Source organism: Mangrovimonas xylaniphaga (assembly GCF_001280435.1).
GTDB classification, from domain to species: Bacteria; Bacteroidota; Bacteroidia; order Flavobacteriales; family Flavobacteriaceae; genus Mangrovimonas_A; species Mangrovimonas_A xylaniphaga.
Genome location: NZ_LBIP01000013.1, coordinates 1,249,194 through 1,275,081, shown reverse-complemented (window position 1 = coordinate 1,275,081; position 25,888 = coordinate 1,249,194). Strand labels below are relative to the sequence as shown.

Sequence of the window (25,888 nt, the reverse complement as noted above, 5' to 3'; positions counted from 1 at the left end):
GGCAAAGGGCTGTAGTTTAAATTAAGTATTTAGAATGATTTTAAACAGATTGAAAAGTCCCTTAATTTGATACCGTTGGGATTAAGCCTCTTAGGCCCATATCGACCACTTGTTCGCCAGCTGCGGGTTCATATTTTCCGTCAAAATTTACTTCGGTCCACTCAAAACTGTTGTTGATTGAAAATGATAGGGTGATTTCCATATCTTGTGTTTCGTTTCCGGTTATGGAGAAGCCTTCTTCAAACTCACCGGTTACCACACAAGATCCCTGTGGAATAGGAGAGGAATCGAACAGTGGATTTGGTACTGTAGTGGCGCCTTCTGGAGCTTGCCCTTCCGAGGTGTAGCCTTCTACTTCAAAAGCCCAAAATCCTTGCGAACGGTTATCGTTTACATCAAAAGTACTGCCGTTCAAATCGAAGGAAGTGATGTAGGTGTTGTAGCCTACAAAACTTGCCAAGGTTCCTGTGTAATCAATGCCATTTACAAGTAAATCAATTTCTCCTTCTTGGTAGGCTAGTGATACGCGCACCCATTCGTAAGATCCTGAAGTAACTTGGCTTAGGGGGATGCTCAAAAATACATCGCCATCGCCACCAAATGTGGCATTTTGAAAATCGATAGCGTTGGCGCCTCCAGTTGTGGTTTCCGGACCCATAAAAATGACTTCTCCTTCTCCTAATGGCGTATAAGGGTCTGGGGCAAATTCAATGTAGTTGGCACTCATGCGGTTGATGGAGGGAGATTGGGCTGCATTGCCTTCTGGAATGCTTGACGGTTGTCCTAAATTGTTGAGACGTTCCTGGGTAGGATCGAATTTCAACTTAATAATCAGGTTGGGTTCAGTAGTGTGGATGTTGTCGTCTTGGTCTTCGCTGCAGGATAGCATCATTGTGATTACAGCTAGTATGCTAAGTTTTAAAAATTTCATAAGATTGGGGTTTTTGTATATAACTCGAAAGCTTTAAAAATAGTATAATTTTTGAGAGTTGACTTAAGAGACTGCTATTTGTAACAAATGCTTATTAAGTTGATATCCTGATAGAATCTATTTACTTTTGTTGTCTAAATTTTTATTTTATGAAATACTTACCTATAGATCGCGAATTGTTTATTAAAAACCGTAAAAACTTTGCCGCTCAAATGGAGCCTAAAAGTTTGGCGATTTTTAATTCCAATGATATTTACCCAATTAGTGCCGATAGCACCATGCCTTTTGAGCAGCACCGAGATATTTTTTACTTAAGTGGGGTTGATCAAGAGGAGAGTGTTTTGGTAATCTTTCCAAATTGTCCAAACCCTAAGAACAGAGAAGTGTTGTTTTTGAAAGAAACCAATGAGCATATTGCTGTTTGGGAAGGGGAGAAGTTGACCAAGGAAAAGGCGTTTGAAACTTCAGGAATTAAGACGGTGTATTGGTTGAAGGACATGGAAAAAGTGTTGTTTGAATTGATGACCCAGTGCGATACGGTGTATATCAACACCAATGAACATTACAGAGCCAATGTAGAAACTGAAACACGCGAAGCTAGATTTGCCAAATGGCTTAAAGATAAATATCCAGCGCACCGCGTTGCCAAGAGCAATCCTATTTTGCAGCGTTTACGTTCCGTAAAAGATCCTATTGAAATTGCCTTGATGCAAAAGGCTTGCGATATTACTGAAAAGGGATTCCGTCGCGTTTTGGATTTTGTGAAACCGGGTGTTTGGGAATTTGAAATTGAAGCTGAGTTTATGCATGAGTTTTTGCGTAACCGTTCTAAAGGCTTTGCGTATACGCCTATCATTGCTTCGGGGAACAATGCGAATGTGTTGCACTACGTTGAGAATAACCAAGAGTGTAAAGCTGGGGATTTAATTTTGTTTGACGTAGCTGCTGAATATGCTAATTATTCCAGTGACTTGAGTAGAACAATTCCTGTTTCTGGGAAATTTACCAAAAGACAAAAGGAAGTCTACAATGCTGTTTTGAAGGTGAAGGATGAGGCGACCAAATTATTGGTGCCTGGAACGCTTTGGGCGGAATACCATGTGGAGGTTGGAAAATTGATGACTTCAGAACTTTTAGGGCTTGGGCTTTTGGATAAAGCCGATGTGCAAAATGAAAACCCAGAATGGCCAGCTTATAAGAAATACTTTATGCACGGTACCAGCCATCATATTGGTTTGGATACGCATGATTATGGTATTTTAACTGAGTCTATGCAGCCAAATATGGTGTTTACTGTGGAGCCGGGAATTTATATTCCGGATGAAGGATTTGGAATACGTTTGGAAGATGATGTGGTGGTGCAGCCAAGTGGAGAGCCATTTAACCTAATGGCAAATATTCCGATAAAAGCTGAGGAAATCGAAGACTTGATGAACCAATAATTACTCATGATTTGAAATAAAAAAAAGGACGTTGAAAAACGTCCTTTTTTGTTTTGAGATTTGGTTAGTCGACCATTTCAGTCTCAAAAATATAGCGGTTTAGTTTTCTTAGGGTTTCTATCTTGTCGCTGGTGTTGATCAGCAACGAAATGTTGTTGTTACTGCCACCATAGGCAATCATTCTGATGTTGACATCCTGAAGGATTTGGAACAATTTAGGTGTGTCCGGATGGTAAACGATATTGTTTCCAACAGCACATACAATCGTTCTGTATTCGTCTACTTCTACAGAAGAGAATTTTTCCAATTCTTCTACAATATGAGATAGGTTTGTGGTATCGTCAATGGTTAGAGATACGGCAATCTCTGAAGTGGTGATCATGTCGATGGACGTTTCGTATTTCTCGAAAATCTCGAATACTTTTTTCAAGAAGCCGTGCGCCAACAACATTCTTCCTGATTTGATTTTAATGGCGGTAATGCCGTCTTTAGCAGCGATGGCTTTGATGCCTTCACCGTGGATTTTATTGGTAATTAAAGTTCCGTAAGCAGCAGGTGCCATGGTGTTTTTTAATCTAACCGGAATATCCAAATCGCGTACTGGCATTACGGTTTGTGGATGCAGGATTTTTGCTCCAAAATATGCTAATTCCGCAGCTTCATCAAAAGAAAGGTTTGAGATAGCGTGGGTGTCCTGAACAAATCGAGGGTCGTTGTTGTGGAAGCCATCGATATCAGTCCAAATTTGAACTTCTTCAGCTCTTACGGCAGCACCAATAATGGTAGCGGTATAATCGCTTCCGCCGCGTTGTAGGTTGGCAACTTCTCCTTCGGCATCTAGACAAATAAACCCTTGGGTGATATAAATGTCGGCTTCTGGAAGTTCTCCTATAATTCTATTTAGGTTTTGTTTGATGTAGAAGTTATCTGGCTCGTGTGCTTTGTCAATTCGCATGAATTCCAAAGCTGGAATCAATTGTGCGTTGATGCCTTCTTGTCTTAGGAATTGTGTGAACAGGAAAGTCGATAGCAGTTCACCTTGAGATACAATAATATTGTATAGAAGTTCGCTATGTTTCTTTTCGGTGCAAGACAAAAGCAGTTCTATGACGCTAAGTATGTAAGCTTGTGCTTCAGAGGCTAGGGTGTCGTTTTGAAGTAATTCGGCAATAACATCTTGGTACTTGTCATTTAGCGCAGCAATTAATTGCTTCGCTTCACTGATGTTGTTGGCTTTTATAGTTTCTGAAATTTCCACCAAAGCATTGGTTGTTCCAGACATGGCCGATAGCACTACAACTTTTTTGTTGCCATCGTTAATGATATTTTTAACATTGGTCATGTTGGTTACAGAACCAACTGAAGTCCCTCCAAACTTTAATACTAACATAGTCTTATACTTTTTTTGATGGGGCAAAGGTATTTATAAAGTGCTGTTGTAGAATGAAAATAAAAATATTATGCTAAATTTGCACATGACGTTAAATAATTAACAAAATGAAAACTATAGCTTCCTGTGTCAGTGAATTGTTGGTGTCTCAACCTTTTTTGGAAGAGGCCTTAGCAAGGAATATTATTAATTATAGTGCCCTGGCTGAAGAATTGGTGCCATCTGTAAGTGATATGCTGAAAAAGCCGGTGAAGTCAGGCGCTATCATGATGGCGTTGAGACGCTATAGTCCGCCACAAAATTTGAGTAATTCTGTGAAGTTGAAGAGGGTGCTGGAAGGTTTGGGAGATATTACCGTACGTTCTAATTTAACGGACTTTACCTTTCAGAATTCCAAAACGCTTATTCATAGTCACTCTAGGATTTTGGAGCATGTTGGATTGAATAGTAGTATTTTTTATGCCTTCACTAGGGGGATTCATGAAAGTAATATCATCATTTCCAGTTCTGAGGCATCTAACGTGGTGGAGTATTTTAGTGAAGAACAACAAATAGGAATGGTTGATCAATTGTCGGCAATCAGCATCAGCTTGCCTCAGGACAACTCTAGGGTGACTGGTTTGTACTATCAAATTTTTAAGAGGTTGGCTTGGGAAGGGATTGCCTTGTACGAGGTGGTTTCTACTACCAACGAGTTCACGGTGCTTATTGAGGATCATTTAATAGATAAGGCATTTTCTGTAATTAAGAGGTTGAAGGGGTGATTGTGTTGGTAGGTCAACTTGAAATAAGGTTATCTTTGCATTTAAATTATTGTAGATATGACGATTCAATATAAGGAGATTTCTGTGCATTTTGAAGTTTCTGGTGAAGGGAAGCCAGTGGTATTGTTGCATGGGTTTTTGGAGAACTCCAAGATGTGGCAGCATCTCACAAAAACCTTAAATGCCACTTGTAAGGTAATTGCTATTGATTTGTTGGGGCACGGTGAAACGGAATGTTTGGGCTATATCCATACTATGGAAGATATGGCAGAAATGGTATGTGTGGTTCTGGATCACCTGGGTGTTTCAGAGGCTACGGTCATTGGGCATTCCATGGGAGGTTATGTAGCCTTGGCTTTGGCAGAGTTGTATCCTGATAAAATATCTGCATTGTGCTTGCTGAACTCAACTGCTGAAGCAGATAGTGAAGAACGACAGTTGAATAGGGATAGGGCGGTAAAAGCTGTCAAGCAAAACTACAAGGCTTTTGTGAGCATGGCCATTGCCAATTTGTTTGCGGAAGATAATAGAGAGCGTTTGTCTGAATCTATAGCTCAGGTACGTTCCGAAGCGCTAAAAACACCGTTGCAAGGAATAGTGGCAGCTTTGGAAGGTATGAAAGTGAGGAAGGATAGGAGGGAGCAATTTGTAAATGGTTCTTATAAAAAGTTGTTGGTAATTGGTTTGAAGGATCCTGTTTTGGATTATGAAAGTGTTATGGCCTATGTGGCAAATTCAAACATTGAAGTGGTTGAATTTCCGGATGGGCATATGAGCTATATTGAAGATAAAGAGGAATTGGATTACAAAATATTGCAGTTTATCGAAAAATAGGTTATTTCAGCGAATTTAATTTGTTTTTTTCATTAAGTTTAACTGTCTCAAATTAAGCGATTATGAAAAAAACAACTAACCCTAATTCAGCAGCTAAATTATATTGTGGTGTTTTTGGCCATAATTATGAAGTGACCAAAAAGGTAACTATGCATGTAAAGGAATATACATGTAAATGCTGCAAAAGACAACTCACTACCGATAGCGATGGGCATTTAAGAGAGCTCACTCCTAAGTATCAAGAAATAAATAGCTTATTGGAGCAAGTTTATACCAGACGCATGATGCGTATGCAGTCTAAAACTTTGGGATCTGCTGCTTACTAAGGAAAACTCTTTCTTTGCTTTTTAACTTTTAGTTGTTTTTCAATCTTCTTTCGAAAAACGATTTAAACTTTTATTTTGCTGATATTCAGTGGTTTTTTGCTGGATATTTCATCTTCTTCTTTTGAAAGAAAAAACCTGTTAATTTATTAACGTTAAAGTGCTTGCTCAATTCATTTTTTTTACTAAGTTAGGAGTCCCTAATAATTAATTGAATAGCGCTTTGAAAACTTTAATTTGTAAACTTTTCGATCATCATTTTGTGATGAAAAAAGAGGTTACGCTCTATGTGAAAGAGTATGAGTGTAAGTTCTGTAAAAAACAAGTAACAACAAGTGATACTGGTGCCTTGACACCATTGACCGATACCCGAAAGGAAATCAATGAATTGCTTGGTCAACTTTATGAAAAAAGGACCAAACGAAAATTAGAGCATCACTGTTCTTAACTGTTTAGAGCATTCCACCCCTTTGCAATAATAGGAATTGCTTCTTCTCCACGCGTGATTAAATGCATGCCACGGCTTTCTTCGGTTATATAGCCAATAACTGACAGGTTAGGATTGGCCTTAATTTTAGGAAAGTCCTCTTGCGAAATCGTCATCAACAATTCATAATCCTCACCGCCATTTAAGGCAATGGTTGTACTGTCAATTTCAAATTCCTCACAAGTAGAAATAACCTGCGGATCTAAAGGTATTTTGTTTTCGTAAAGTTCTACGCCCACTTTACTGTTTTTGCATAAGTGCATAATTTCTGAAGACAAACCATCGCTGATATCAATCATGGAAGTTGGTTTAACATCCAAGTCCTTCAATAAGGTAACAATATCTTTTCTAGCTTCTGGTTTCAGTTGTCGCTCGATAATATAAGTGTAAGCGTCCAAATCTGGTTGGTTGTTTGGGTTCACCTCAAACACTTTCTTTTCGCGTTCCAAAACTTGAAGTCCCATATAGGCACCTCCCAAATCTCCGGTTACTACCAATAGGTCGTTTGGTTTGGCGCCACTGCGGTACACAATATCTTCTTTGTTGGCAGTTCCAAAAGCAGTTACTGAAATAAGCAGGCCTTTGGTAGATGACGTCGTATCTCCGCCCACAACATCAATCCCGTAAATCTTGGCAGCCGTTTCAATACCGGCATATAATTCTTCCAAAGCTTCCAAAGGAAATCGGTTGGAAACAGCAATGGAAACGGTAATCTGGCTGGCCATGGCATTCATGGCGTATACATCGGAAAGATTTACCATAACGGATTTGTATCCCAAATGTTTCAATGGCATATAGCTCAAGTCGAAATGCACATTTTCCACCAATAAATCGGTGGTGATGACCACTTGCTGGTTGCCAAAATCGCAAACAGCGGCGTCGTCACCAATGCCTTTGATGGTAGATTCATGAGTGATTTTAAAGTTCTTGGTTAAATGGTCTATAAGTCCAAATTCTCCAAGTTCACTAAGTGGGGTACGGGCTTGATTCTTGTCTTCTATCATGCTGCAAATTTAAGGATAATTGGATGATTTGAGGAATCATTTTTAAGATAATGGACAGCGTCCTAGGGCATCAATACTTTCTATAGACCTATTTGCTAATATAATGTTAGGTTCGCTTGATTAAGCCTACTTATATTGTATATTTGCAGTCTATTTAGATGTAATCTACATTATTATGATAAAAGTATCAGAAGCGGCTAAAAAGAAAGTTGTGGAATTAATGGCCGAAGATGGCTATAATTCTGCCACTGATTTTGTTCGAGTAGGTGTGAAAAGCGGAGGGTGTTCTGGTCTGTCTTACGACTTAAAGTTTGACAAGGAACAGCAAGGCGATGATAAGGTGTTTGAGGACAATGGTGTTAGAATCATCGTAGACAAAAAGAGTTTTTTATACCTGATAGGTACCACCTTGGAGTATTCCGGAGGTTTAAATGGAAGCGGTTTTGTATTCAACAACCCAAATGCTAACAGAACTTGTGGTTGTGGTGAGTCGTTTTCACTATAAATTGAAGCGTAAAGAGAATGAGTAAGTATACTGAAGACGATTTAAGAGAAGAGTTAAAAACCAAAGAATACGAGTACGGTTTTTATACAGACATAGAGTCCGAAACCTTTCCCGTTGGATTGAACGAGGAGATTATTAGGGCTATTTCCAAAAAGAAAGAAGAGCCAGAATGGATGACCGATTGGCGGTTGGAAGCGTTTAGAGCTTGGGAAGACATGGTAGAGCCAGAGTGGGCCAATGTTCACTATGAAAAACCTGATTTTCAGGCGATTTCCTATTATTCAGCCCCTAACAAAAAGGCGAAATACAATAGCTTGGATGAAGTAGATCCTGAGCTGTTGGCTACGTTTGAGAAGTTGGGAATTTCTTTGGATGAGCAAAAGAAATTGGCTGGTGTTGCTATGGATGTGGTTGTGGATTCCGTTTCGGTTGCCACTACTTTTAAAAAGACCTTGGCTGAAAAGGGAATTATCTTCTGTTCCATTTCCGAAGCTATTCAAGAGCATCCAGAATTGGTGAAAAAATACATTGGGACTGTAGTGCCACAAAAGGATAACTTTTATGCGGCATTGAACAGTGCTGTGTTTAGTGATGGTAGTTTCTGTTATATTCCAAAAGGGGTAAAATGTCCAATGGAATTGTCTACCTATTTTAGAATTAACCAAGCAGGAACAGGACAGTTTGAGCGTACCTTGGTCATCGCCGATGAAGGTAGTTATGTAAGTTATTTGGAAGGATGTACCGCTCCAAGTAGGGACGAAAACCAATTGCATGCTGCGGTGGTGGAATTGATTGCTATGGACGATGCCGAAATCAAATATTCCACAGTGCAAAACTGGTATCCAGGAAACTCCGAAGGAAAAGGAGGGGTTTTCAATTTTGTGACCAAACGTGGATTGTGTGAAACCAATGCCAAGATTTCTTGGACGCAGGTAGAAACGGGTAGTGCCGTGACTTGGAAATATCCAAGCTGTGTATTGAAAGGGGATAATTCGGTAGGAGAATTTTATTCTATTGCTGTTACCAATAACTTTCAACAGGCAGATACTGGAACGAAAATGATTCACTTAGGTAAGAATACTAAGTCGACCATTATTTCCAAAGGTATTTCTGCAGGAAAATCCCAAAACTCCTATAGAGGTTTGGTTCAGGTACATTCAAGAGCAGAAAACGCGAGAAACTTTTCGCAATGTGATAGTTTGTTGATGGGTAATGAGTGTGGCGCCCATACCTTCCCATACATCGAAGCTAAAAATAAAACGGCTCAAATTGAGCACGAGGCCACGACCAGTAAAATTGGTGAAGACCAGATTTTTTACTGTAACCAACGTGGTATCGACACTGAAAAAGCGATTGCACTTATCGTAAACGGATTCAGTAAGGAGGTGTTGAACAAATTGCCAATGGAGTTTGCGGTTGAGGCCCAAAAACTATTGGAAATTAGTTTGGAAGGTTCCGTAGGATAAACATTAGATGAGACTATAAATTAAAAGTGTAACATCCAAAAAGTGAATTCATATATGAAAAACATCTTCACATTATTATGTATAGCCGGATTGGCTTTAAGCTGTAAAAACGAATCAAAACCTATGGAGGCAACTGGAGATGCCGTTACTGAAACTGCCCAAAAAAATGATGGGTATGTAGAAATGACCGGAGAGTTTGTGTACTATGCCGATGCCGCTGTGTTGCACACACCGTCTGAGGTTTATGCGGTTGTGATTAATGAGAAGATGCATGAGTTGGATGATATGGCAAAGGCCTATAAGGTAGAACCAACCGATTATGTAACTGTTCAGGTGAGAGGGGTGATTACTCCAAAACCGGAAGGGGAAGAAGGTTGGGACAACCGTTTTGATATAAAAGAAATTATTAAAGTTATGGCATCTAACAAGGAAAAGGATGTTATTAAATTAGGAGCAGAATAAGTATGTTAAAGATTACCAATTTACACGCAAGTGTTGAGGATAAAGGAATTCTTAGAGGAATTAACCTAGAAGTAAAACCTGGTGAAGTTCATGCCATCATGGGGCCTAACGGTTCTGGAAAAAGTACCTTGGCTTCGGTTATTGCAGGGAAGGAAGATTATGAAGTAGAAGAAGGCGAAATCCTTTTGGAAGGAGAAGCTATCGATGAGCTTTCGGCGGAAGAGCGTGCCCATAAGGGAATCTTTTTGTCATTTCAATATCCTGTTGAAATTCCTGGTGTTTCGGTGACCAACTTTATGAAAACGGCCATCAACGAAACCCGAAAGGCGAAAGGCTTGGAAGAAATGCCGGCCAATGAAATGCTGAAATTGATTCGTGAGAAATCCGAATTATTGGAAATCGATAGAAAATTCTTGTCACGTTCCTTAAACGAAGGGTTTTCTGGAGGAGAGAAGAAACGTAACGAAATTTTCCAAATGGCTATGTTGGAGCCAAAATTGGCCATCCTTGACGAAACGGATTCAGGGTTGGATATCGACGCCCTTCGTATTGTTGCCAATGGGGTGAATAAATTAAAAAACAAGGACAACGCTGTGGTAGTTATTACCCACTACCAACGTTTGTTGGACTATATCGTGCCAGATTATGTGCATGTGTTATATAAAGGTAGAATTGTAAAATCAGGAGGCAAGGAATTGGCTCATGAATTAGAGGAAAAGGGGTACGACTGGATCAAGGAAGAAGTAAACGCCTAAACTTGGAAAACCGTTGTTTTCTTACTGATTATTGAAGATTGAACCTATGGATTTAAAAGAAAAATTAGTTGCTTCTTACTTTGCATTCGAGGATAACCTAGAGGATCACTCGCCTTTGCATGCCATAAGAAACAATGCTATAAAAATATTTGAGGAAAATGGCTTTCCTTCCAAAAAGGATGAGGCTTGGAAATACACGTCTTTAAACACGGTTTTAAAGCATGATTACAGCCTGTTTTCCAAAGGGGAAAAAGCGATAGAATACAAGGATATCAAACCCTATTTGATTCATGATATCGATTCGTATAAAATCATTTTTATCGATGGAAAGTATTCTTCGCATTTGTCGCAAACTACCCATGAAGGTGTGGATGTATGCTTGATGTCGTCTGCCATTACCAAGCCAAAATACCGCTTGGTAATTGAAAATTATTTCAACAAGGCAGCAAAGGATGATAGCATGACGTCCTTGAATACGGCCTTTTCAAATGAAGGAGCCTATATTCATATTCCAAAGAATAAAATTGTTGAAAAGCCAATTCAAATTGTGCATTTTTCAACTGGTAATGAGGCGGCTTTAATGTTGCAACCTCGTAACTTGATTGTTGTGGATGAAAATTCACATGTTCAAATTATCGAGCGTCACCAAAGTTTGACGGATAACCCTGTGTTGACCAATAGTGTTACCGAAATTTTTGCCAATAAAAGAGCAATTGTAGATTATTACAAACTACAAAATGACAATGAAAATGCGTCTTTGATTGATAATACGTTTATCAAGCAAAAGCAGGAGAGTCATGCCTCGGTACATACCTTTTCATTTGGAGGGAAATTGACGAGAAACAATCTGAATTTCTTCCAACATGGTGAGCGTATCGATTCTACCCTAAAAGGTGTGACTATTATTGGTGACAAGCAACATGTAGACCATAGTACTTTGGTACACCATATCGAACCAAACTGTGAAAGCCACCAAGATTATAAAGGTATCTATGGCGACAATGCTACAGGGGTGTTCAACGGTAAGGTGATTGTTGAAAAAGAAGCGCAAAAAACCAATGCTTTTCAGGCTAACAACAATATTTTGGTGAGCGATAAGGCCACTATCAACACCAAACCACAGTTGGAGATTTTTGCAGATGACGTGAAGTGTTCGCATGGATGTACCATTGGAGCATTGGACGAGAGCGCGATGTTCTATCTGCGTTCCCGAGGAATTCCAGAAAAGGAGGCAAGAGCACTGTTGATGTACGCTTTCAGTAACAATGTATTGGATTCCGTTAAAATCCCTGAAATTAAAAAACGTATTACAAAATTGATTGCCAAAAAACTGGGTGTCAATATTGGATTTGACTTATAAAACAAAAATTAAGGGAAGGGCCAATATGTAAAATCCTTCCCTTTTTTGTTGCACTGGGTCGATGTTAGCCTATGGGCTATTATAAAAAGAGAGATCATTACCATGTTTAAAGTAGAAGCCATCAGACAAGATTTTCCCATTCTTAACCGTCAGGTGAATGGAAAACCTTTGGTGTATTTTGATAATGCTGCCACATCCCAAACACCCCAACAGGTCATTGATGTTATTGTTGATTATTACAGTCATTATAATGCCAATATCCACAGAGGGGTGCATAGTTTAAGCCAAGAGGCAACAGATAAATATGAGCAGGCGAGACATACCATTCAAACACATTTTAATGCCAAACATCCCTGTGAAATCATTTTTACTTCAGGGACCACGCATGGTATTAATTTGGTGGCCAATGGATTTTCTGCTTTGTTGAAACAAGGAGACGAAATTATTGTATCGGCCCTTGAGCACCACAGTAATATTGTGCCTTGGCAGATGTTGTGTGAGCGCACGGGAGCTAATTTAAAAGTGATTCCTATGAATGATGAAGGCGCTTTAGTAATGAGTGCTTTTGAAGAACTTTTAAGTGCGAACACCAAATTGGTGTTTGTGAACCATATTTCTAATGCTTTGGGGACTATCAATCCTATTGAAAGCATTATTGAAAAGGCCCATGCGGTAGGTGCAGCAGTTTTGATTGATGGTGCTCAGGCATGTCCACATATAAAACCGGATGTTCAGAAATTGGATGTGGATTTTTATGTGGCTTCAGGGCATAAAATGTGTGGACCAACGGGAGTGGGCATGCTGTATGGAAAGGAGGAATGGCTAAAAAAATTACCCCCTTATCAAGGAGGCGGTGAAATGATTGCAGAGGTGACCTTTGAAAAAACAACTTATGCGGATTTGCCTCATAAATTTGAAGCGGGGACGCCAAATATTTGTGGAGGGATTGCCTTTGGAGCGGCCATAGACTATTTAAACGCGATAGGTTTTGATGACATTGCCACTTATGAACATGAGTTGTTGGAGTACGCCACTGAAAAATTGCTGGACATTGAAGGCCTAAAAATCTACGGAACTTCCGAAGAGAAAACTTCAGTGATTTCCTTTAATTTGGAAGGTATCCACCCATATGATGTGGGAACTATTTTGGACAAAATGGGCATTGCAGTCCGTACAGGACATCATTGCGCACAACCGATTATGGATTACTTTAAAATTCCTGGAACAGTGAGGGCTTCCTTCGCTTTTTATAATACCAAGGAGGAAATCGATGCCTTGGTAGCGGGGGTTAAAAAGGCTAAAATGATGTTATCATAACCAAAGTTTGGCTTCTTTTTGTAACCATGCGATCATAATTTAAAATTAGTTATCTGTGAATAAGCTATTGTTAGTTTTAAATCTTTTTGTGTTGTACAGCTGCTGTGGTACCAAAGCGCAAGCAAATGAAGAAGTCAAATTGCAAGAGCAAGAGAAGCACCAGTACATTGTAGAATATTCGGCGTTGACGCGAGGCGCTTACAAACGAATTGTATTGGAAGGTGATTCTTTGACTGTGCAATTGGATAGAGCCCAAGAGCCAAAAGTTGTGCAGTGTACGGCACAAGAGCTGTCTTCAATCTATGCTTTAGTAGATACAATAGACTTAAACGAACTTAAAAATTTGGAGGTGCCCTCCAAGGCACATCAGTATGACGGAGCGTTGATTGCGGTACTGAAAATCACCGATCAAGGAACCTTGTTCCATAGTCCTTCTTTTGATCACGGCAATCCTCCAAAAGAAATCGAACCGCTTGTTCTTCAATTACTATCCTTGGGGGAAAAAGTTGAATAACGGCTAACTTTTGTATTTTTGTATGAAAATAAACGACGTGAGTATACAGGATATTCAAAATGACATTATCGACGAGTTCTCAATGTTTGACGATTGGGAAGAGCGTTATCAATATATGATCGATTTGGGCAAGACCTTGCCATTAATCGATGAGCAATACAAAACGGATGACAATATTATCAAAGGTTGTCAAAGTAAGGTTTGGGTACATGCCCAATTGGAAGATGAAAAGGTGGTGTTTACCGCCGATAGTGATGCTATCATCACCAAAGGAATCATAGCCATTCTTATTAGGGTGTTTTCAAACCAAAGTCCTTCGGACATTATTGCTGCCAATACCGATTTTATAGATGAAATTGGTTTAAAGGAACACTTATCTCCAACCCGTGCTAATGGTTTGGTGAGTATGATTAAACAATTAAAAATGTATGCCATAGCATACCAAACACAGTTAAACTAAGATGAGCGATACCACTATAGATACTAATGCCCTGGGAGAAAAAATTGTAAGGGTTTTAAAAACTATTTTCGACCCTGAAATTCCTGTAGATATCTACGAATTGGGGTTGATTTATGATGTTTTTGTGAACGAGGATTACGATGTGAAAATCCTAATGACACTTACCACTCCTAACTGTCCTGTGGCAGAAACCTTGCCTCTGGAAGTTGAGGAAAAGGTGAAATCTCTTAACGACGTGAAGTCTGCAGAGGTAGAGATTACTTTTGACCCACCTTGGTCTCAAGAGTTAATGAGTGAAGAAGCAAAATTGGAATTGGGAATGCTGTAGCATTTCAATATTTATATAACTAAAAAGGACTTAATTAAGTCCTTTTCTATTTTGTAACAAGATTTACACAAATGGCAAGACATAGACCCAAATCAATTAAGGATGAGGACAAAACCAGCATAAGGTCTTCCTTTAATGCTTTGGTGTATATTCCGCGTTTTTTTAGGGAAATTTGGAATGTCAACAAAAAGCTTTTTGTCTTGTCGGCTGTTTGCCGTTTGATAGGAGCCTTACTTCCCGTGGTCATTTTATGGGTGGGCAAATTGATTATTGATGAGATTATCTCCCAAACTTCTATTGAAACTACCGATTATACTCAATTGTGGACATATGTCGCTATTGAATTTGGCTTGGTAATCCTATCGGATTTCATCAGTAGGGCCATTTCCCTTACGGACGGTTTGTTGGGGGATGAATACAATATTGCAACGTCTGTTACAATCATTCAAAAGACTAATCAGGTAACCATTAGCCTGCTTGAGGACTCGGAGTTTTATGATAAACTGGAACGCGCGCGTACCCAAACTACGGGTAGGGTAGGATTGATGTCTAATGTGTTGGGTCAAGCACAAAGCGCCATTTCCATTGCCACTTTGGTAGCAGGGCTTATCTATTTTGAGCCTTATCTTATCATTTTATTGGTGTTGAGTATCATTCCTTCTTTTATCAATGAAGTGAGGTTTAGCCAACAGCAGTATTCTTTGGCTAGAAGTTGGACTTCCGAGCGTCGTGAATTGGACTATCTACGGTTTATAGGGGCTAATGATAAAACAGCCAAAGAAATTAAATTGTTTGGGCTTACCGATTTTATAGTAGATCGATTTCGGAATCTTTCTGAAGAGTACTATCAGCTCAACAAAACCTTGGCCGTGAAACGTTCGGCTTTAGGGTTTTTGTTCAATGTTTTGGGCTCCATAAGTTATTATGCGGCCTATGTGTTTATTATCTATCGTGTGTTGTCAGGTGTGATTACTTTGGGTGAATTAACCTTTTTATCGGGCTCTTTTAATAGGTTGATGAAGAATCTTCAGGAGTTCTTTTCAAGATTTACCCGTATTTCGGAGAGTGCTTTGTATTTAAAGGACTATTTCGATTTTATTGATATTTCAGTAGATGCCAATACTCAAGAATATGTACCGCTTCCCAAACATATTCAACAAGGTTTTGAATTTAAGAATGTCTATTTTTTCTATCCAGATTCAGAACATGAGATTTTAAAAGGTGTAAGTTTCACTTTAAAGGCAGGAGAAAAACTAGCTTTTGTTGGGCAAAATGGGGCAGGAAAAACGACGCTTACGAAATTGTTATTACGCTTTTATGAGCCAACCTCGGGCGAGATTCTGTTAGATGGTGTGAATATCAACAGGTTTAAGAAGGCAGATTATCAGCAATTTTTTGGAGTGATTTTTCAGGATTTCTTTAGATATGAATTCACGGTTAAAGAGAATATCGCCATAGGAGATATTAAAGAATTAGGTAATCAAGAAAAGATTGAAAATGCAGCGCGTTTAAGTTTGGCAAACGAAGTGGTGGACGCTTTGAGCAAAGGTTACGACCAACAGTTGGGAAAACGCTTTGTGAGCGGTCAAGAGCTTTCGGGCGGACAATGGCAAAAAGTAGCTTTGGCAAGGGCTTATATGAAAAATGCTGAGGTGATGATTTTGGATGAGCCGACGTCAGCACTTGATGCTAAGGCCGAAAGTGAAGTATTTGAGCGCTTTATTGGGTTGACCAAAGGAAAGACGAGCATTTTGATTTCCCATAGGTTTAGTACGGTACGACAAGCCGATAGGATTTTGGTGTTGGAAGAAGGTCGTGTGTTGGAAATAGGCACGCATGAAGAGCTCATGGCACATCCAAAATTGTATGCCGAATTGTTTACACTTCAGGCAGAGGGCTATCAATAAAAATGTAATTTTGCGTTATGGCAGATGAAATAATTAACCGTGTAGCCAATAGTAAATTGGTAACTATAGATTTGGAAGACTTTTATCCTAAAGGTGCTCGTGTGCTTTTTGATATCAAAGATTGGTTATTCCAAGAGTTGATTTTAAAGGAAAAGGACTTCCGCGAGCATGTAAAGCAACACGATTGGAGCCAATATCAAGATGGTTATTTGGCTTTGCATTGTTCTGTGGATGCCATTATTCCGTCTTGGGCCTATTTGTTGATTGCAACGCAAGCTTCTTCATATGCTAAAAAGGTGGTTGTTGGAAATCTTCAGGATTTGGAAACCTCTATTTTTCAAGAGATCGTTTCTCAAATGAATGTAGAAGAATTTCGCGATAAACCTGTTATCATTAAAGGCTGTTCCAATAAGCCTATTCCAGAAACTGCTTATACCTTATTGGTTTCCAGGTTGAATGGGGTGGCCAAATCCATCATGTTTGGCGAGGCTTGTTCTACAGTTCCTCTTTATAAAAAATAGACTTCCTGCGCTTTTATTCTAGGAGGGTTTCAGAAAAAACCTATTTTTGTAGGGTATAAACCCTTTTATAAAACAATCAAAATGAAGAAATTACTGTGTTCTTTAGCATTGTTAACCTGTGCTATGGTTACCAATGCCCAGACCTTGGATGAATTGAAAGCGGAACAAAAGGCTAAGAAAGATTCTATAAGCGATATTCAAAAGCGAGTGGATGCATTGCAGTCCCAAATTGATGCCTTTCCAGGTTGGAAAATTGGTGCGTTTGGTGTTGTAGGAGGAAGCCTTTCCAGTTTTGAAAACTGGTATTCCCAAGGGACGCCCAATAACTCTTCAGGAAATTTTGGAGGTACAGTCAATGCTTATGCCAATTTAGATAGGGAGAAATACTTTTGGAAAAATGCCTTAAACCTTAATTTGAAATGGGTAAAACTTGATGACAAAGATGATCCAACAGATGATGACAGTTTTCAGCCTACGACGGATGTTTTTAATGTGACGTCTTTATATGGATATAAGATTGCAAAAAATTTGGCAGCTTCTGCCTTGATGGAGTATCGAACTACCATTTTGGACAATTTTAATGATCCTGGATATTTGGATCTTGGGGTTGGAGCCACTTGGACACCGATTACAGATTTGATTGTGGTTGTTCATCCTTTAAACTACAATATTGTGTTCAGTAAAGAGGACACGGTTTTCGAATCGTCTTTTGGTTCTAAAATTGTGGCTGATTATACTAGAAAACTTGGGCCTGTAGATTTTAAAACTAACTTTTCAGCTTTTTTGAGTTATAAAAGTTCGGATTTGTCCAATTGGACATGGACCAATTCCTTCACCTATACTTTATGGAAGAATATTGGAATTGGCTTTGACTTTGGGTTAAGAGGTAACAAACAGGAAGCCTTAAATTATGCGTTACAGCAATATGATCCACTTGTGGATGCTGAGCCTACTTTTGATAATGTAGATAATGAGTTACAAAGCTATTATACTTTAGGCTTGTCTTATAAATTCTAAGGGAGATCAATATAAAATGAAAAGAGCGCTTATTTTTATAAGCGCTCTTTTTTTATTCTGTGGTGTCCTCGTAATTTTCGTCGTAATCTGGATAAAGAAAATGGTTGTAAGGAAATCTGGTAATGTGGATCTTTCTTACTTCATTATACACACGTTTCCTGAAATCTTCCAAATTCTCTTTGTTAGTGGCAGAAATGAATAAAGCATTGTCTCCAATTTTGCTCATCCAAGTGGTTTTCCACTCGTCTAGAGTATAGTTTACTTTGGTGCGTTCAGCAACTAAATCATTGTCATCAAAAGGTTCCGCTTCGTAGGCGTCAATTTTGTTGAAGACCATAATGGTTGGTTTGTCGGCACTATCTATTTCATCCAAAATTTTATTTACCGATTCAATGTGCTCTTCAAAATTTGGATGGGAAATATCTACTACATGTAACAGTAAATCAGCTTCCCTAACTTCATCCAAGGTACTTTTAAAACTTTCTACAAGTTGAGTGGGCAATTTTCGTATGAATCCTACGGTGTCACTCATCAAAAATGGTAAATTTTTAATCACCACTTTTCTAACAGTAGTATCAAGGGTGGCAAAGAGTTTGTTTTCGGCAAATACTTCACTTTTACTGATGACATTCATTAAGGTAGACTTTCCAACATTGGTATACCCAACAAGAGCAACCCGGACCATTTGGCCACGATTGCCTCGTTGTACGGCCATTTGCTTGTCGATGGTTTTGATCTTGGCTTTTAAAAGTGCTATTTTATCCCTAACAATCCTACGGTCAGTTTCAATTTCGGTTTCCCCAGGACCACGCATTCCAATACCCCCCTTTTGTCGTTCCAAGTGGGTCCACATTCCTTTAAGTCGAGGGAGCAAGTATTCACATTGGGCCAATTCCACTTGGGTTCTGGCATAACTTGTTTGTGCCCTTTGTGCAAAAATGTCCAAAATAAGATTGGTTCTATCCAGAACTTTGCAGTTCAGAAGTTTGCTGATATTGCGTTCTTGGGCAGGGGAGAGCTCGTCGTCAAATATGGCCGTACCAATGTTATGTTCATTAATATACTCTTGGACTTCTTCCATTTTTCCAGTACCTATAAAAGTACGTGGATTGGGCATGTCCATTTTTTGGGTAAACCTTGCTGCAACTTCGCCTCCAGCTGTATATGTCAAAAATTCCAGCTCGTCCAAATATTCTTTAGACTTTGCTTCATCTTGATCTTTAGTAATGATTCCTACCAAAACCGCTTTTTCAAGCGAAATGTCTTTCTTTTCTAACATAGATGTAAATAAAGTGCAAATTTACGCAATTGCGAGCATTTTACTTTTTATAATTTAAAGGTTATCTTTGGGAATACTTCTTGATATTTTATAAATCATTTCGTTTTATCATGCAACAGACCATAGCGTTTTACAATATTGAGAATTTATTTGACGTTGAAGACAATCCTTATACCAACGATGACGATTTTTTGCCTGCTTCTGATAGGCATTGGACCAAGCGACGCTATGAAAAGAAAATCTACAAAATAGGCTCGGCAATTGCCAAAATAGGAAAGCAGGAAACCAAACATCCACCAGCCATTGTGGGATTGGCTGAAATTGAAAATGATGGTGTTTTGGAAGACTTGATTCACAGTCCCGATTTAAGGCGGTATGACTATGGTTATGTGCATTATGATTCTCCAGATACGCGAGGAATTGATGTCGCCCTTTTGTATAACAAAAAAGTTTTTGAGCTTTTGTCTTCCGAACGTTTTACGGTTTTTATTGAGGATGACAATGGCGTTCGGGATTATACTAGGGATATTTTGTTGGTAACGGGGCTTTTGGAAGGAGAGGAAATGCACTTTATTGTGAACCATTGGCCTTCGCGTAGGGAAGGAGAAACAAAATCGGCTTACAAGCGGATGGCGGCAGCCAATATGGTTATGGAAATTTTGGAGACTCTAAAGTTAAATTACGAAGATCCTAAGGTTATTATTTTTGGTGATTTTAATGATAATCCAGATAATGAGAGTATCCGTCATTTGGTGAAACACGAACTGCTTTTTAACCCTATGGAAACTTTGGTGGATCTCGACCATGGAAGTATCAATTTTGAGTTCCATTGGAACCTGTTCGACCAGATTTTATGTTCCATTAATTTTTTGGAAACAATACCTGGAAACCATAAGTTTGACTATGCCAAAATATTCAATGACAAGTTCTTGTCTCAATATAAAGGAAAATACAGTGGGCAACCTTACAGAACTTATGTAGGGAAAAAATATATGGGCGGTTTTAGCGATCATTTTCCAGTGTATATTCTTGTTAAAAAAATCCTTTGATTACGTTAAAAATTCCGTTAACTCACTTTGTCGAAGATTAGCGCATTTAATCTATTATGCTAGTGTTAATGGTATGTTAAAGAACATTTTTTCTATATTCGGAATCTCAATTTCAGACTTAGTCAATTTTTTGAAATTTAATTGCTATTAATTCATTTATAGATTCTATTGTAATGTATTTCTAATCAGTATTTTGCTGGTTGGGTTTAAGTTCTTTTGATGTAAAATATTCGATTTTTTTGTAACAACTTGTTGATTTTTAAAGAGAAGAATAATGTGGTGGCGAGGAGAAGAAATCTTAGTGTTTATTTGTTTTTTACGGCCTATTTTGTAAAAATTTCACATTAAGGATGATGAGTTGTTAATTAAAATCTAATTATGTTATTTTAGCGGCAAAATTAACCTTCAACTATATACTTATATTTATGAGGAAGTTTATATACTTATCTATTTTTTTGTTTTTTTCATTAAAAATATCGGCACAGTTGGTGCCATCCTTTCATGGATCAGCTTCATCTTTGGGAGGAGAATGCTACAGGATTACAAATAATACTACAACTCAAAGAGGTGCGGTGTGGTATAATAATGTAATAGATCTTACTGGGGATTTTGAAATCATCTTTGATGCAAATTTTGGTGATAGAGATGCCGATGGAGCCGATGGGATGGCTTTTGTAATGAAAACCACTGCCGATGTTGAGTACGGAACGCCAGGTGGGGGATTAGGTTATGAAGGTCTTACCGGCACTTTAGCTGTTGAGTTTGATACTTGGAGAAATGGGAATCGAGATGATATAGATGAAGATCACTTGGCTCTTATGATGAATGGTGATACTTATCACACCAGCTCTAATAATCTTATTGGGCCTGTAGTTGCTTCGGCTACATCTGGCAATATAGAAGATGGTATGTATCATGAAGTTAAAATATCATGGAATGCTGCCACTCAAACATTTAGAGTGTTTTTTGATTGCGAAGAACGTATTACTTTTGAGGGGGATATAGTTACACAAGCTTTTGGAGGTGTTTCCAATGTGTATTTTGGATATACAGGTTCTACAGGAGCATCCTATAACGTACAGGAAATTTGTTTTAAATATGTATCCTTTTCAAATACATGGGGATTAGTGGACAGAGAAATTTGTTCAGGTGAAAGTATAGATAATATTGATGCTACTTACAGTGGAGCTACAGCTTATGCTTGGTCTCCTGCGGAAGGGGTGAGCGATGTAACAATTCCTAACCCGGTATTTACTCCAACAGAAAATACAACTTATACCTTGGCAATTACAGATAATTGTGGGGATACTTTATCAGATAGTTTTGATGTAGTTGTACTTCCTTTGCCAACGGCTGATCTTACAGTTTCTGGTAATATTATTTGTGATGGTAATGATGCTGAGTTTTTTATTACTGGTGTAATTAATAATGAGGTAACCTACACGTTAAATGGAGGAGTTGAACAGACAGTAATGCTGGATGATACAGGAGCTGCTACAATTGTAGTTCCAGCCCCAACAACAGCACAAACGTTGACACTTGTGTCTATAGACTCGCCAAATCCACCAGTTTCAGGGAATGGACTGTCTGCTTCTGGGGGAGTAAATCCTGATAATACAGTAGGGGCTGTTGAAACTGTTGGCACTTTGGCGACCAACGCCAATTCTGCATATATTTCAACTACTGGTACTACCAATGAGTTGGTAATGGTGTTGGACGATATAGTTCCAGAAGGTTCAGAAATATTCATAAGTAGCGCGAAGAGGAATGGTACTGCGCAAATGGAAGTAACCGATGGGGTGAATTCTCAAATAATTGATTCTGGAACGGTGCATGAACTTCATCTTGTTTCATTCATTACAGGGAAGGATACAAATACACTTACATTTGTAGGAGTAAGTGGGTATTATTGGATAGATGGAGTTGAATATACTTTTATACCGCCAAGTTGTGTGGGAGATTTATCGGCTTCAGAAACGATTTCGCTTTTACAGTTAGACTCAGACATATTTTTAACAGATTATGTTTGTGATGACGAGTCTAGAGATGGTGTTGAGAGCTTTGATTTAACTTACCTAGAATCTGATATTTTGAGTAATGTGGATGCTTCAATGTTTGCAGTGTCTTATCATACATCTTTGGATGATGCTAATTCTGGAGATGCTAGTATTACCTTCCCTTATGAAAATGTTGCAAACCCTCAAACAATTTATGTGAGGGTTGAAAGTAATTTTGATACTGACTGTTATTATTTGGCTGAGATTGAACTGAAGGTAGAAGATGTTCCTTATGCTTCATTTGATACTGAAGAAACAGAATATAAGTTTTGTGCAGGTGATGAAGAGCCGGTAGTAATGTCTTTGGAGCTAGACGGATTTTCGGAATCTGATGTAACTATAGAATGGTATTCTGATGATGAGGGACTTATTTCGGGAGAGTCTGGTTTAAGTCTGTCCACCAATAGGGCAGATACTTATACTGCTGTAATTACTTCTAATCAAGGGTTAGGGTGTTCCTATGAGGTGTCAACAAATGTAGTTGCTGAAGTGTGCAAAATCCCAGAAGGAATTTCGCCTAATGGAGATTTGGCTAATGATTACTTTGAGTTGAGTAGTTTTGGAGTGAAAAAGATTGAGATCTTTAATAGATATGGCACTTTGGTATATTCAAAACACAATTACACAAATGAATGGCGTGGGCAAACCAATGATGGTGAGGATCTGCCAGTAGGGACCTATTTCTATACTATGGAGTTTGGAGAGGGAGAGACACACTGTGGTTGGGTATACCTTAACAAATAATTTAACTAACCTAGAAACAACAAAACGAAACAGATGAAGAGAATATATGTAGCAATGCTTCTGTTGATAGGAGTACAGCTCTATGGGCAACAGGACCCACAATATACACAGTACATGTATAACATGAGTGTGGTAAACCCTGCTTATGCAGGATCCAAAGCTGAAACTTTAAGCTTGGGGTTACTTTACAGATCTCAATGGACAGGTGTGGACGATTCACCCCGTACAGGAACATTTTTCGCAAACGCCCCAATTGGGGGGAATATGGGCCTTGGGATATCGTTTATTAACGATCAGATTGGACCTGTGAAAGAGAATAATGTTTACGCTGACTTTTCTTATACCTTAAGATTGGGTGGTGAACATCGATTGGCATTTGGAATCAAAGCAGGGGCAACCTTCCATGATATAGGTTTGGCAGATTTGGAATTGACCGATGCTAATGACCCTTTCTTTAATGAAAATATCAACAGCGTTACACCAAATATAGGGGCTGGATTCTTTTATTATACAGATCACTACTATTTAGGTTTTTCTGTTCCTAACATGTTGAATTCTGTGCATCTTGATAGTGATGGTTACGAGCTTGGATCGGAAGTAAGTCACTATTTCTTAACGGGGGGATATGTGTTCCAACTTTCGGAGAATACAAAACTGAAGCCTTCTTTTATGGTGAAGTCGGCCTTTTCTGCACCGACATCCTTTGATGTTAATTTAAACGCATTGTTCTTCGAGCGATTTGAGGTTGGTGGTTCTTACAGATTGGATGATTCTTTTGCAGCATTAGTAAATTTTGCGATTACTCCAAATCTTAGGATTGGATATGCGCATGACTTTGTAACGTCTGATATCAAACATTATGCGAAATACTCTTCTGAGTTTATGTTGCTGTGGGACATAAACTTCGTGAAGAAAGTTTCAAGATCACCTAGATATTTCTAAAACTGGATAAGCCAAAAAAAATGAATAACATACATACATATATAACAATATTGATGATGGGAGGGCTTAGTATGAGCGCCCAGAACAATGATACTAAAAAAGCAGATGACCTTTATGCGAGGTTTGAATACATAGAAGCGGCAGATGCTTACGGAAAATTGGTAGAAAAGGGCAAAGGAGATGCTTATGTATACTCTCAGTTGGCAGAAGCTAATTATAACATCTATAACACAGAGCAGGCAGAGCGTTGGTATGCGATGGCAATTGAGGCAGGGAATCAAGATCCTGAAACAATCTACAAATATTCACAAATGCTAAAAGCCAACGGTAAATATACTGAATCCAATGCTCAAATGGCTAAGTTTGCCTCTTTGGCTCCAGGAGATGAACGTGCTAAGGCTTATCAATCTACGCCAGATTACATATCTGAGATCAAATCCACACGCAAAAGTTTTGAGGTACAGGATATGGATTTGAATACAAAGTATTCAGAATTTGGAGCGGTTCAGCATGGAGAGGATCTTTATCTTGTTTCTGCCAGAAATACAAAGCGTAAGATTTATGGCTGGAACGGAGAGCCGTTTTTGGATGTTTATAGGTTTGCAAAGGCTGAAGACGGAACTTATAGTGAAGGAGAATTGTTGGGTAAGGAAATCAATACTAAATACCATGAGGGAACTGTATCTTTTTCCCCTGATGGGAATATTATGTACTTTTCAAGGGAGAGCTTTTTTGAGAAAGTATATGAAAAGGAAGATCGTACTAAGATTAGTGTGATCCATTTGTTCCGTTCCAATAAGACGGAATCAGGATGGTCTCAAGCTGAAGGATTTCCTATTAATAGCGATAGCTATTCGGTAAAGGATCCAGCGTTGAGCCCGGATGGCAAGACTTTGTATTTTGCCTCTAACATGCCTGGTGGTATGGGTGGTTTTGATCTTTACCGTGCTGTGATAGAAGAGGACGGTACCTTGGGTGAACCGGAAAACTTAGGTAGTACTGTTAACACGGAAGGACATGAAGTCTTCCCATTTATGAGCAGTGGGGGAGATCTTTATTTTGCATCGAATGGTCATTTGGGACTTGGAGGTCTTGATGTGTTCTATACAAAATATGATGGAGCTGCCTTGGCTTCGGTGCGTAATCTTGGAGTTCCAGTAAACAGTAGTGGGGATGACTTTTCATTTACCATAAATGATGAGACGAGTATGGGGTTTGTATCCTCTAACCGTGCTGGAGGAAAAGGGAATGATGATGTTTACCAGGTAAGAAAAGTGGAAGAGCCTTGCGATACACAATTGATTGTAAAGATTACTGATGAGAAGACAGGTGATGTCATAGTTGGTGCCTTGGCTACTTTGTATGGTGTTAACGGTGCAGAAATGGGAAGTATGACATCGGATGAAGAAGGAATGGTATCTTTTAGTGTTCTTTGTGAAGCAGATACCGAATTGGGTGTAACCGCTACAAATTATATAGGAAAGAGAGTGTCGATCGAGGGAAGCCTTGAGAAGGAAGTTAGAGAGTCTGTTCAATTGGCACCTATTGAGGATCTTATTGTAGCGGACCAAGTGGTGCTTAACCCTATCTATTTCGACTTTGACAAATCTAACATCACGGCACAGGCAGCATTTGAGCTTGACAAGCTGGTTCAGGTGATGACCAAGTACCCGGATATGGTGATCTTGGCCACTTCACATACGGACAGCCGCGGATCTGACGAGTACAACATGTCACTATCGGACAGACGTGCAAAGTCTACTGCACAGTACGTGATCTCCAAGGGCATCGACAAGAGCCGCATCACTGGAGAAGGTAAGGGAGAGACCGAGCCTAAGGTTGATTGTGGTGGAAACTGCACCGAGGAGCAGCACCAGCTGAACCGTAGATCGGAGTTCATCATCGTGAGCGGTGGACCTAAAACAGCAAACTAACCTAACTGAATAACTAAGTGTTAATTGAGCCCCGTCAGAAATGATGGGGCTTTTTTTTATAAAATCTTTAGTAAAAGTATAGATACAAATAGAACA

At 38.9% G+C, this 25,888-nt stretch carries 25 protein-coding genes; 21 read left to right on the top strand and 4 right to left on the bottom strand.

Going from position 1 to position 25,888, the window contains the following annotated elements; translation table 11 throughout:
• Positions 1-61 precede the first annotated feature (61 nt).
• Positions 62-931, bottom strand: a complete 870-nt coding sequence (locus ZA06_RS05625; RefSeq protein ID WP_053976398.1) for a hypothetical protein — start codon at positions 929-931, stop codon at positions 62-64.
• Between the two features lie 149 nt (positions 932-1,080).
• On the opposite strand from ZA06_RS05625, the gene ZA06_RS05620 reads away from it, so the two are divergent.
• Positions 1,081-2,373: an aminopeptidase P family protein gene (locus tag ZA06_RS05620; RefSeq protein WP_053976397.1), complete on the top strand. Its 1,293-nt coding sequence runs from the start codon at positions 1,081-1,083 to the stop codon at positions 2,371-2,373.
• A 64-nt stretch (positions 2,374-2,437) separates the two neighbouring features.
• Here ZA06_RS05620 and ZA06_RS05615 read toward each other — a convergent pair whose 3' ends face one another.
• Positions 2,438-3,763: an aspartate kinase gene (locus ZA06_RS05615; RefSeq protein WP_053976396.1), complete on the bottom strand. Its 1,326-nt coding sequence runs from the start codon at positions 3,761-3,763 to the stop codon at positions 2,438-2,440.
• 107 nt (positions 3,764-3,870) lie between these two features.
• Here ZA06_RS05615 and ZA06_RS05610 point away from each other — a divergent pair, with 107 nt between their 5' ends.
• The 4 genes from ZA06_RS05610 (at position 3,871) to ZA06_RS05595 (ending at position 6,132) form a co-directional block, all read left to right on the top strand.
• Positions 3,871-4,527 (top strand): hypothetical protein, encoded by a 657-nt coding sequence (locus ZA06_RS05610; protein ID WP_053976395.1) that lies wholly within the window; start codon positions 3,871-3,873, stop codon positions 4,525-4,527.
• Positions 4,528-4,584: 57 nt separating this feature from the next.
• Entirely contained in the window at positions 4,585-5,361 is a 777-nt protein-coding gene (locus ZA06_RS05605; protein ID WP_053976394.1) for an alpha/beta fold hydrolase, read from the top strand.
• A 62-nt stretch (positions 5,362-5,423) separates the two neighbouring features.
• Positions 5,424-5,687, top strand: a complete 264-nt coding sequence (locus ZA06_RS05600) for a hypothetical protein (RefSeq protein ID WP_053976393.1) — start codon at positions 5,424-5,426, stop codon at positions 5,685-5,687.
• Between the two features lie 262 nt (positions 5,688-5,949).
• Positions 5,950-6,132: a hypothetical protein gene (locus tag ZA06_RS05595; RefSeq protein ID WP_240472207.1), complete on the top strand. Its 183-nt coding sequence runs from the start codon at positions 5,950-5,952 to the stop codon at positions 6,130-6,132.
• On the opposite strand, the gene thiL is transcribed toward ZA06_RS05595, so the two are convergent.
• Positions 6,129-7,175 carry a thiamine-phosphate kinase gene (thiL, locus tag ZA06_RS05590; RefSeq protein ID WP_053976391.1) on the bottom strand — a complete coding sequence of 349 codons (1,047 nt, stop codon included), beginning with the start codon at positions 7,173-7,175 and terminating at the stop codon, positions 6,129-6,131. The genes ZA06_RS05595 and thiL overlap by 4 nt on opposite strands.
• A gap of 175 nt (positions 7,176-7,350) precedes the next feature.
• Here thiL and ZA06_RS05585 point away from each other — a divergent pair, with 175 nt between their 5' ends.
• The 12 genes from ZA06_RS05585 to ZA06_RS05530 all read left to right on the top strand — a co-directional run bounded on the left by ZA06_RS05585 (position 7,351) and on the right by ZA06_RS05530 (position 17,787).
• A complete protein-coding gene (locus ZA06_RS05585) occupies positions 7,351-7,680 on the top strand; it encodes a HesB/IscA family protein (RefSeq protein WP_053976390.1) in 330 nt (109 codons plus the stop codon).
• A 17-nt stretch (positions 7,681-7,697) separates the two neighbouring features.
• A complete protein-coding gene (gene sufB / locus ZA06_RS05580) occupies positions 7,698-9,146 on the top strand; it encodes a Fe-S cluster assembly protein SufB (RefSeq protein ID WP_053976389.1) in 1,449 nt (482 codons plus the stop codon).
• Between the two features lie 54 nt (positions 9,147-9,200).
• Positions 9,201-9,608 (top strand): hypothetical protein, encoded by a 408-nt coding sequence (locus ZA06_RS05575; protein WP_053976388.1) that lies wholly within the window; start codon positions 9,201-9,203, stop codon positions 9,606-9,608.
• Positions 9,609-9,610: 2 nt separating this feature from the next.
• Positions 9,611-10,363, top strand: a complete 753-nt coding sequence (gene sufC, locus ZA06_RS05570) for a Fe-S cluster assembly ATPase SufC (RefSeq protein WP_053976387.1) — start codon at positions 9,611-9,613, stop codon at positions 10,361-10,363.
• A 46-nt stretch (positions 10,364-10,409) separates the two neighbouring features.
• Entirely contained in the window at positions 10,410-11,723 is a 1,314-nt protein-coding gene (gene sufD / locus ZA06_RS05565) for a Fe-S cluster assembly protein SufD (RefSeq protein ID WP_053976386.1), read from the top strand.
• Between the two features lie 102 nt (positions 11,724-11,825).
• Positions 11,826-13,040: an aminotransferase class V-fold PLP-dependent enzyme gene (locus ZA06_RS05560; protein ID WP_053976385.1), complete on the top strand. Its 1,215-nt coding sequence runs from the start codon at positions 11,826-11,828 to the stop codon at positions 13,038-13,040.
• A gap of 55 nt (positions 13,041-13,095) precedes the next feature.
• Positions 13,096-13,554 (top strand): hypothetical protein, encoded by a 459-nt coding sequence (locus ZA06_RS05555; RefSeq protein WP_053976384.1) that lies wholly within the window; start codon positions 13,096-13,098, stop codon positions 13,552-13,554.
• 37 nt (positions 13,555-13,591) lie between these two features.
• The gene (locus tag ZA06_RS05550; protein ID WP_053977078.1) at positions 13,592-14,014 is read left to right on the top strand and encodes a SufE family protein; all 423 of its coding nucleotides are present in this window, start codon (positions 13,592-13,594) and stop codon (positions 14,012-14,014) included.
• Position 14,015: 1 nt separating this feature from the next.
• Positions 14,016-14,342, top strand: a complete 327-nt coding sequence (locus ZA06_RS05545; protein WP_053976383.1) for a DUF59 domain-containing protein — start codon at positions 14,016-14,018, stop codon at positions 14,340-14,342.
• Positions 14,343-14,413: 71 nt separating this feature from the next.
• Positions 14,414-16,249 (top strand): ABC transporter ATP-binding protein, encoded by a 1,836-nt coding sequence (locus ZA06_RS05540; protein ID WP_053976382.1) that lies wholly within the window; start codon positions 14,414-14,416, stop codon positions 16,247-16,249.
• Positions 16,250-16,266: 17 nt separating this feature from the next.
• Complete coding sequence (locus tag ZA06_RS05535) at positions 16,267-16,770, top strand: DUF2480 family protein (RefSeq protein WP_053976381.1); 504 nt, start codon at positions 16,267-16,269, stop codon at positions 16,768-16,770.
• Positions 16,771-16,851: 81 nt separating this feature from the next.
• A complete protein-coding gene (locus tag ZA06_RS05530; RefSeq protein ID WP_053976380.1) occupies positions 16,852-17,787 on the top strand; it encodes a DUF3078 domain-containing protein in 936 nt (311 codons plus the stop codon).
• Positions 17,788-17,839: 52 nt separating this feature from the next.
• Here the strand turns inward: ZA06_RS05530 and hflX are convergent, their stop codons facing one another.
• The gene (gene hflX, locus ZA06_RS05525; RefSeq protein WP_053976379.1) at positions 17,840-19,066 is read right to left on the bottom strand and encodes a GTPase HflX; all 1,227 of its coding nucleotides are present in this window, start codon (positions 19,064-19,066) and stop codon (positions 17,840-17,842) included.
• Positions 19,067-19,176: 110 nt separating this feature from the next.
• On the opposite strand from hflX, the gene ZA06_RS05520 reads away from it, so the two are divergent.
• The 4 genes from ZA06_RS05520 to ZA06_RS05505 all read left to right on the top strand — a co-directional run bounded on the left by ZA06_RS05520 (position 19,177) and on the right by ZA06_RS05505 (position 25,792).
• Positions 19,177-20,115 carry an endonuclease/exonuclease/phosphatase family protein gene (locus tag ZA06_RS05520; protein ID WP_053976378.1) on the top strand — a complete coding sequence of 313 codons (939 nt, stop codon included), beginning with the start codon at positions 19,177-19,179 and terminating at the stop codon, positions 20,113-20,115.
• 425 nt (positions 20,116-20,540) lie between these two features.
• Positions 20,541-22,916, top strand: a complete 2,376-nt coding sequence (locus ZA06_RS05515) for a lectin-like domain-containing protein (protein WP_082331937.1) — start codon at positions 20,541-20,543, stop codon at positions 22,914-22,916.
• Between the two features lie 33 nt (positions 22,917-22,949).
• The gene (locus ZA06_RS05510; RefSeq protein ID WP_053976376.1) at positions 22,950-23,858 is read left to right on the top strand and encodes a PorP/SprF family type IX secretion system membrane protein; all 909 of its coding nucleotides are present in this window, start codon (positions 22,950-22,952) and stop codon (positions 23,856-23,858) included.
• A gap of 20 nt (positions 23,859-23,878) precedes the next feature.
• Positions 23,879-25,792: an OmpA family protein gene (locus tag ZA06_RS05505; protein WP_053976375.1), complete on the top strand. Its 1,914-nt coding sequence runs from the start codon at positions 23,879-23,881 to the stop codon at positions 25,790-25,792.
• Positions 25,793-25,888 lie beyond the last annotated feature (96 nt).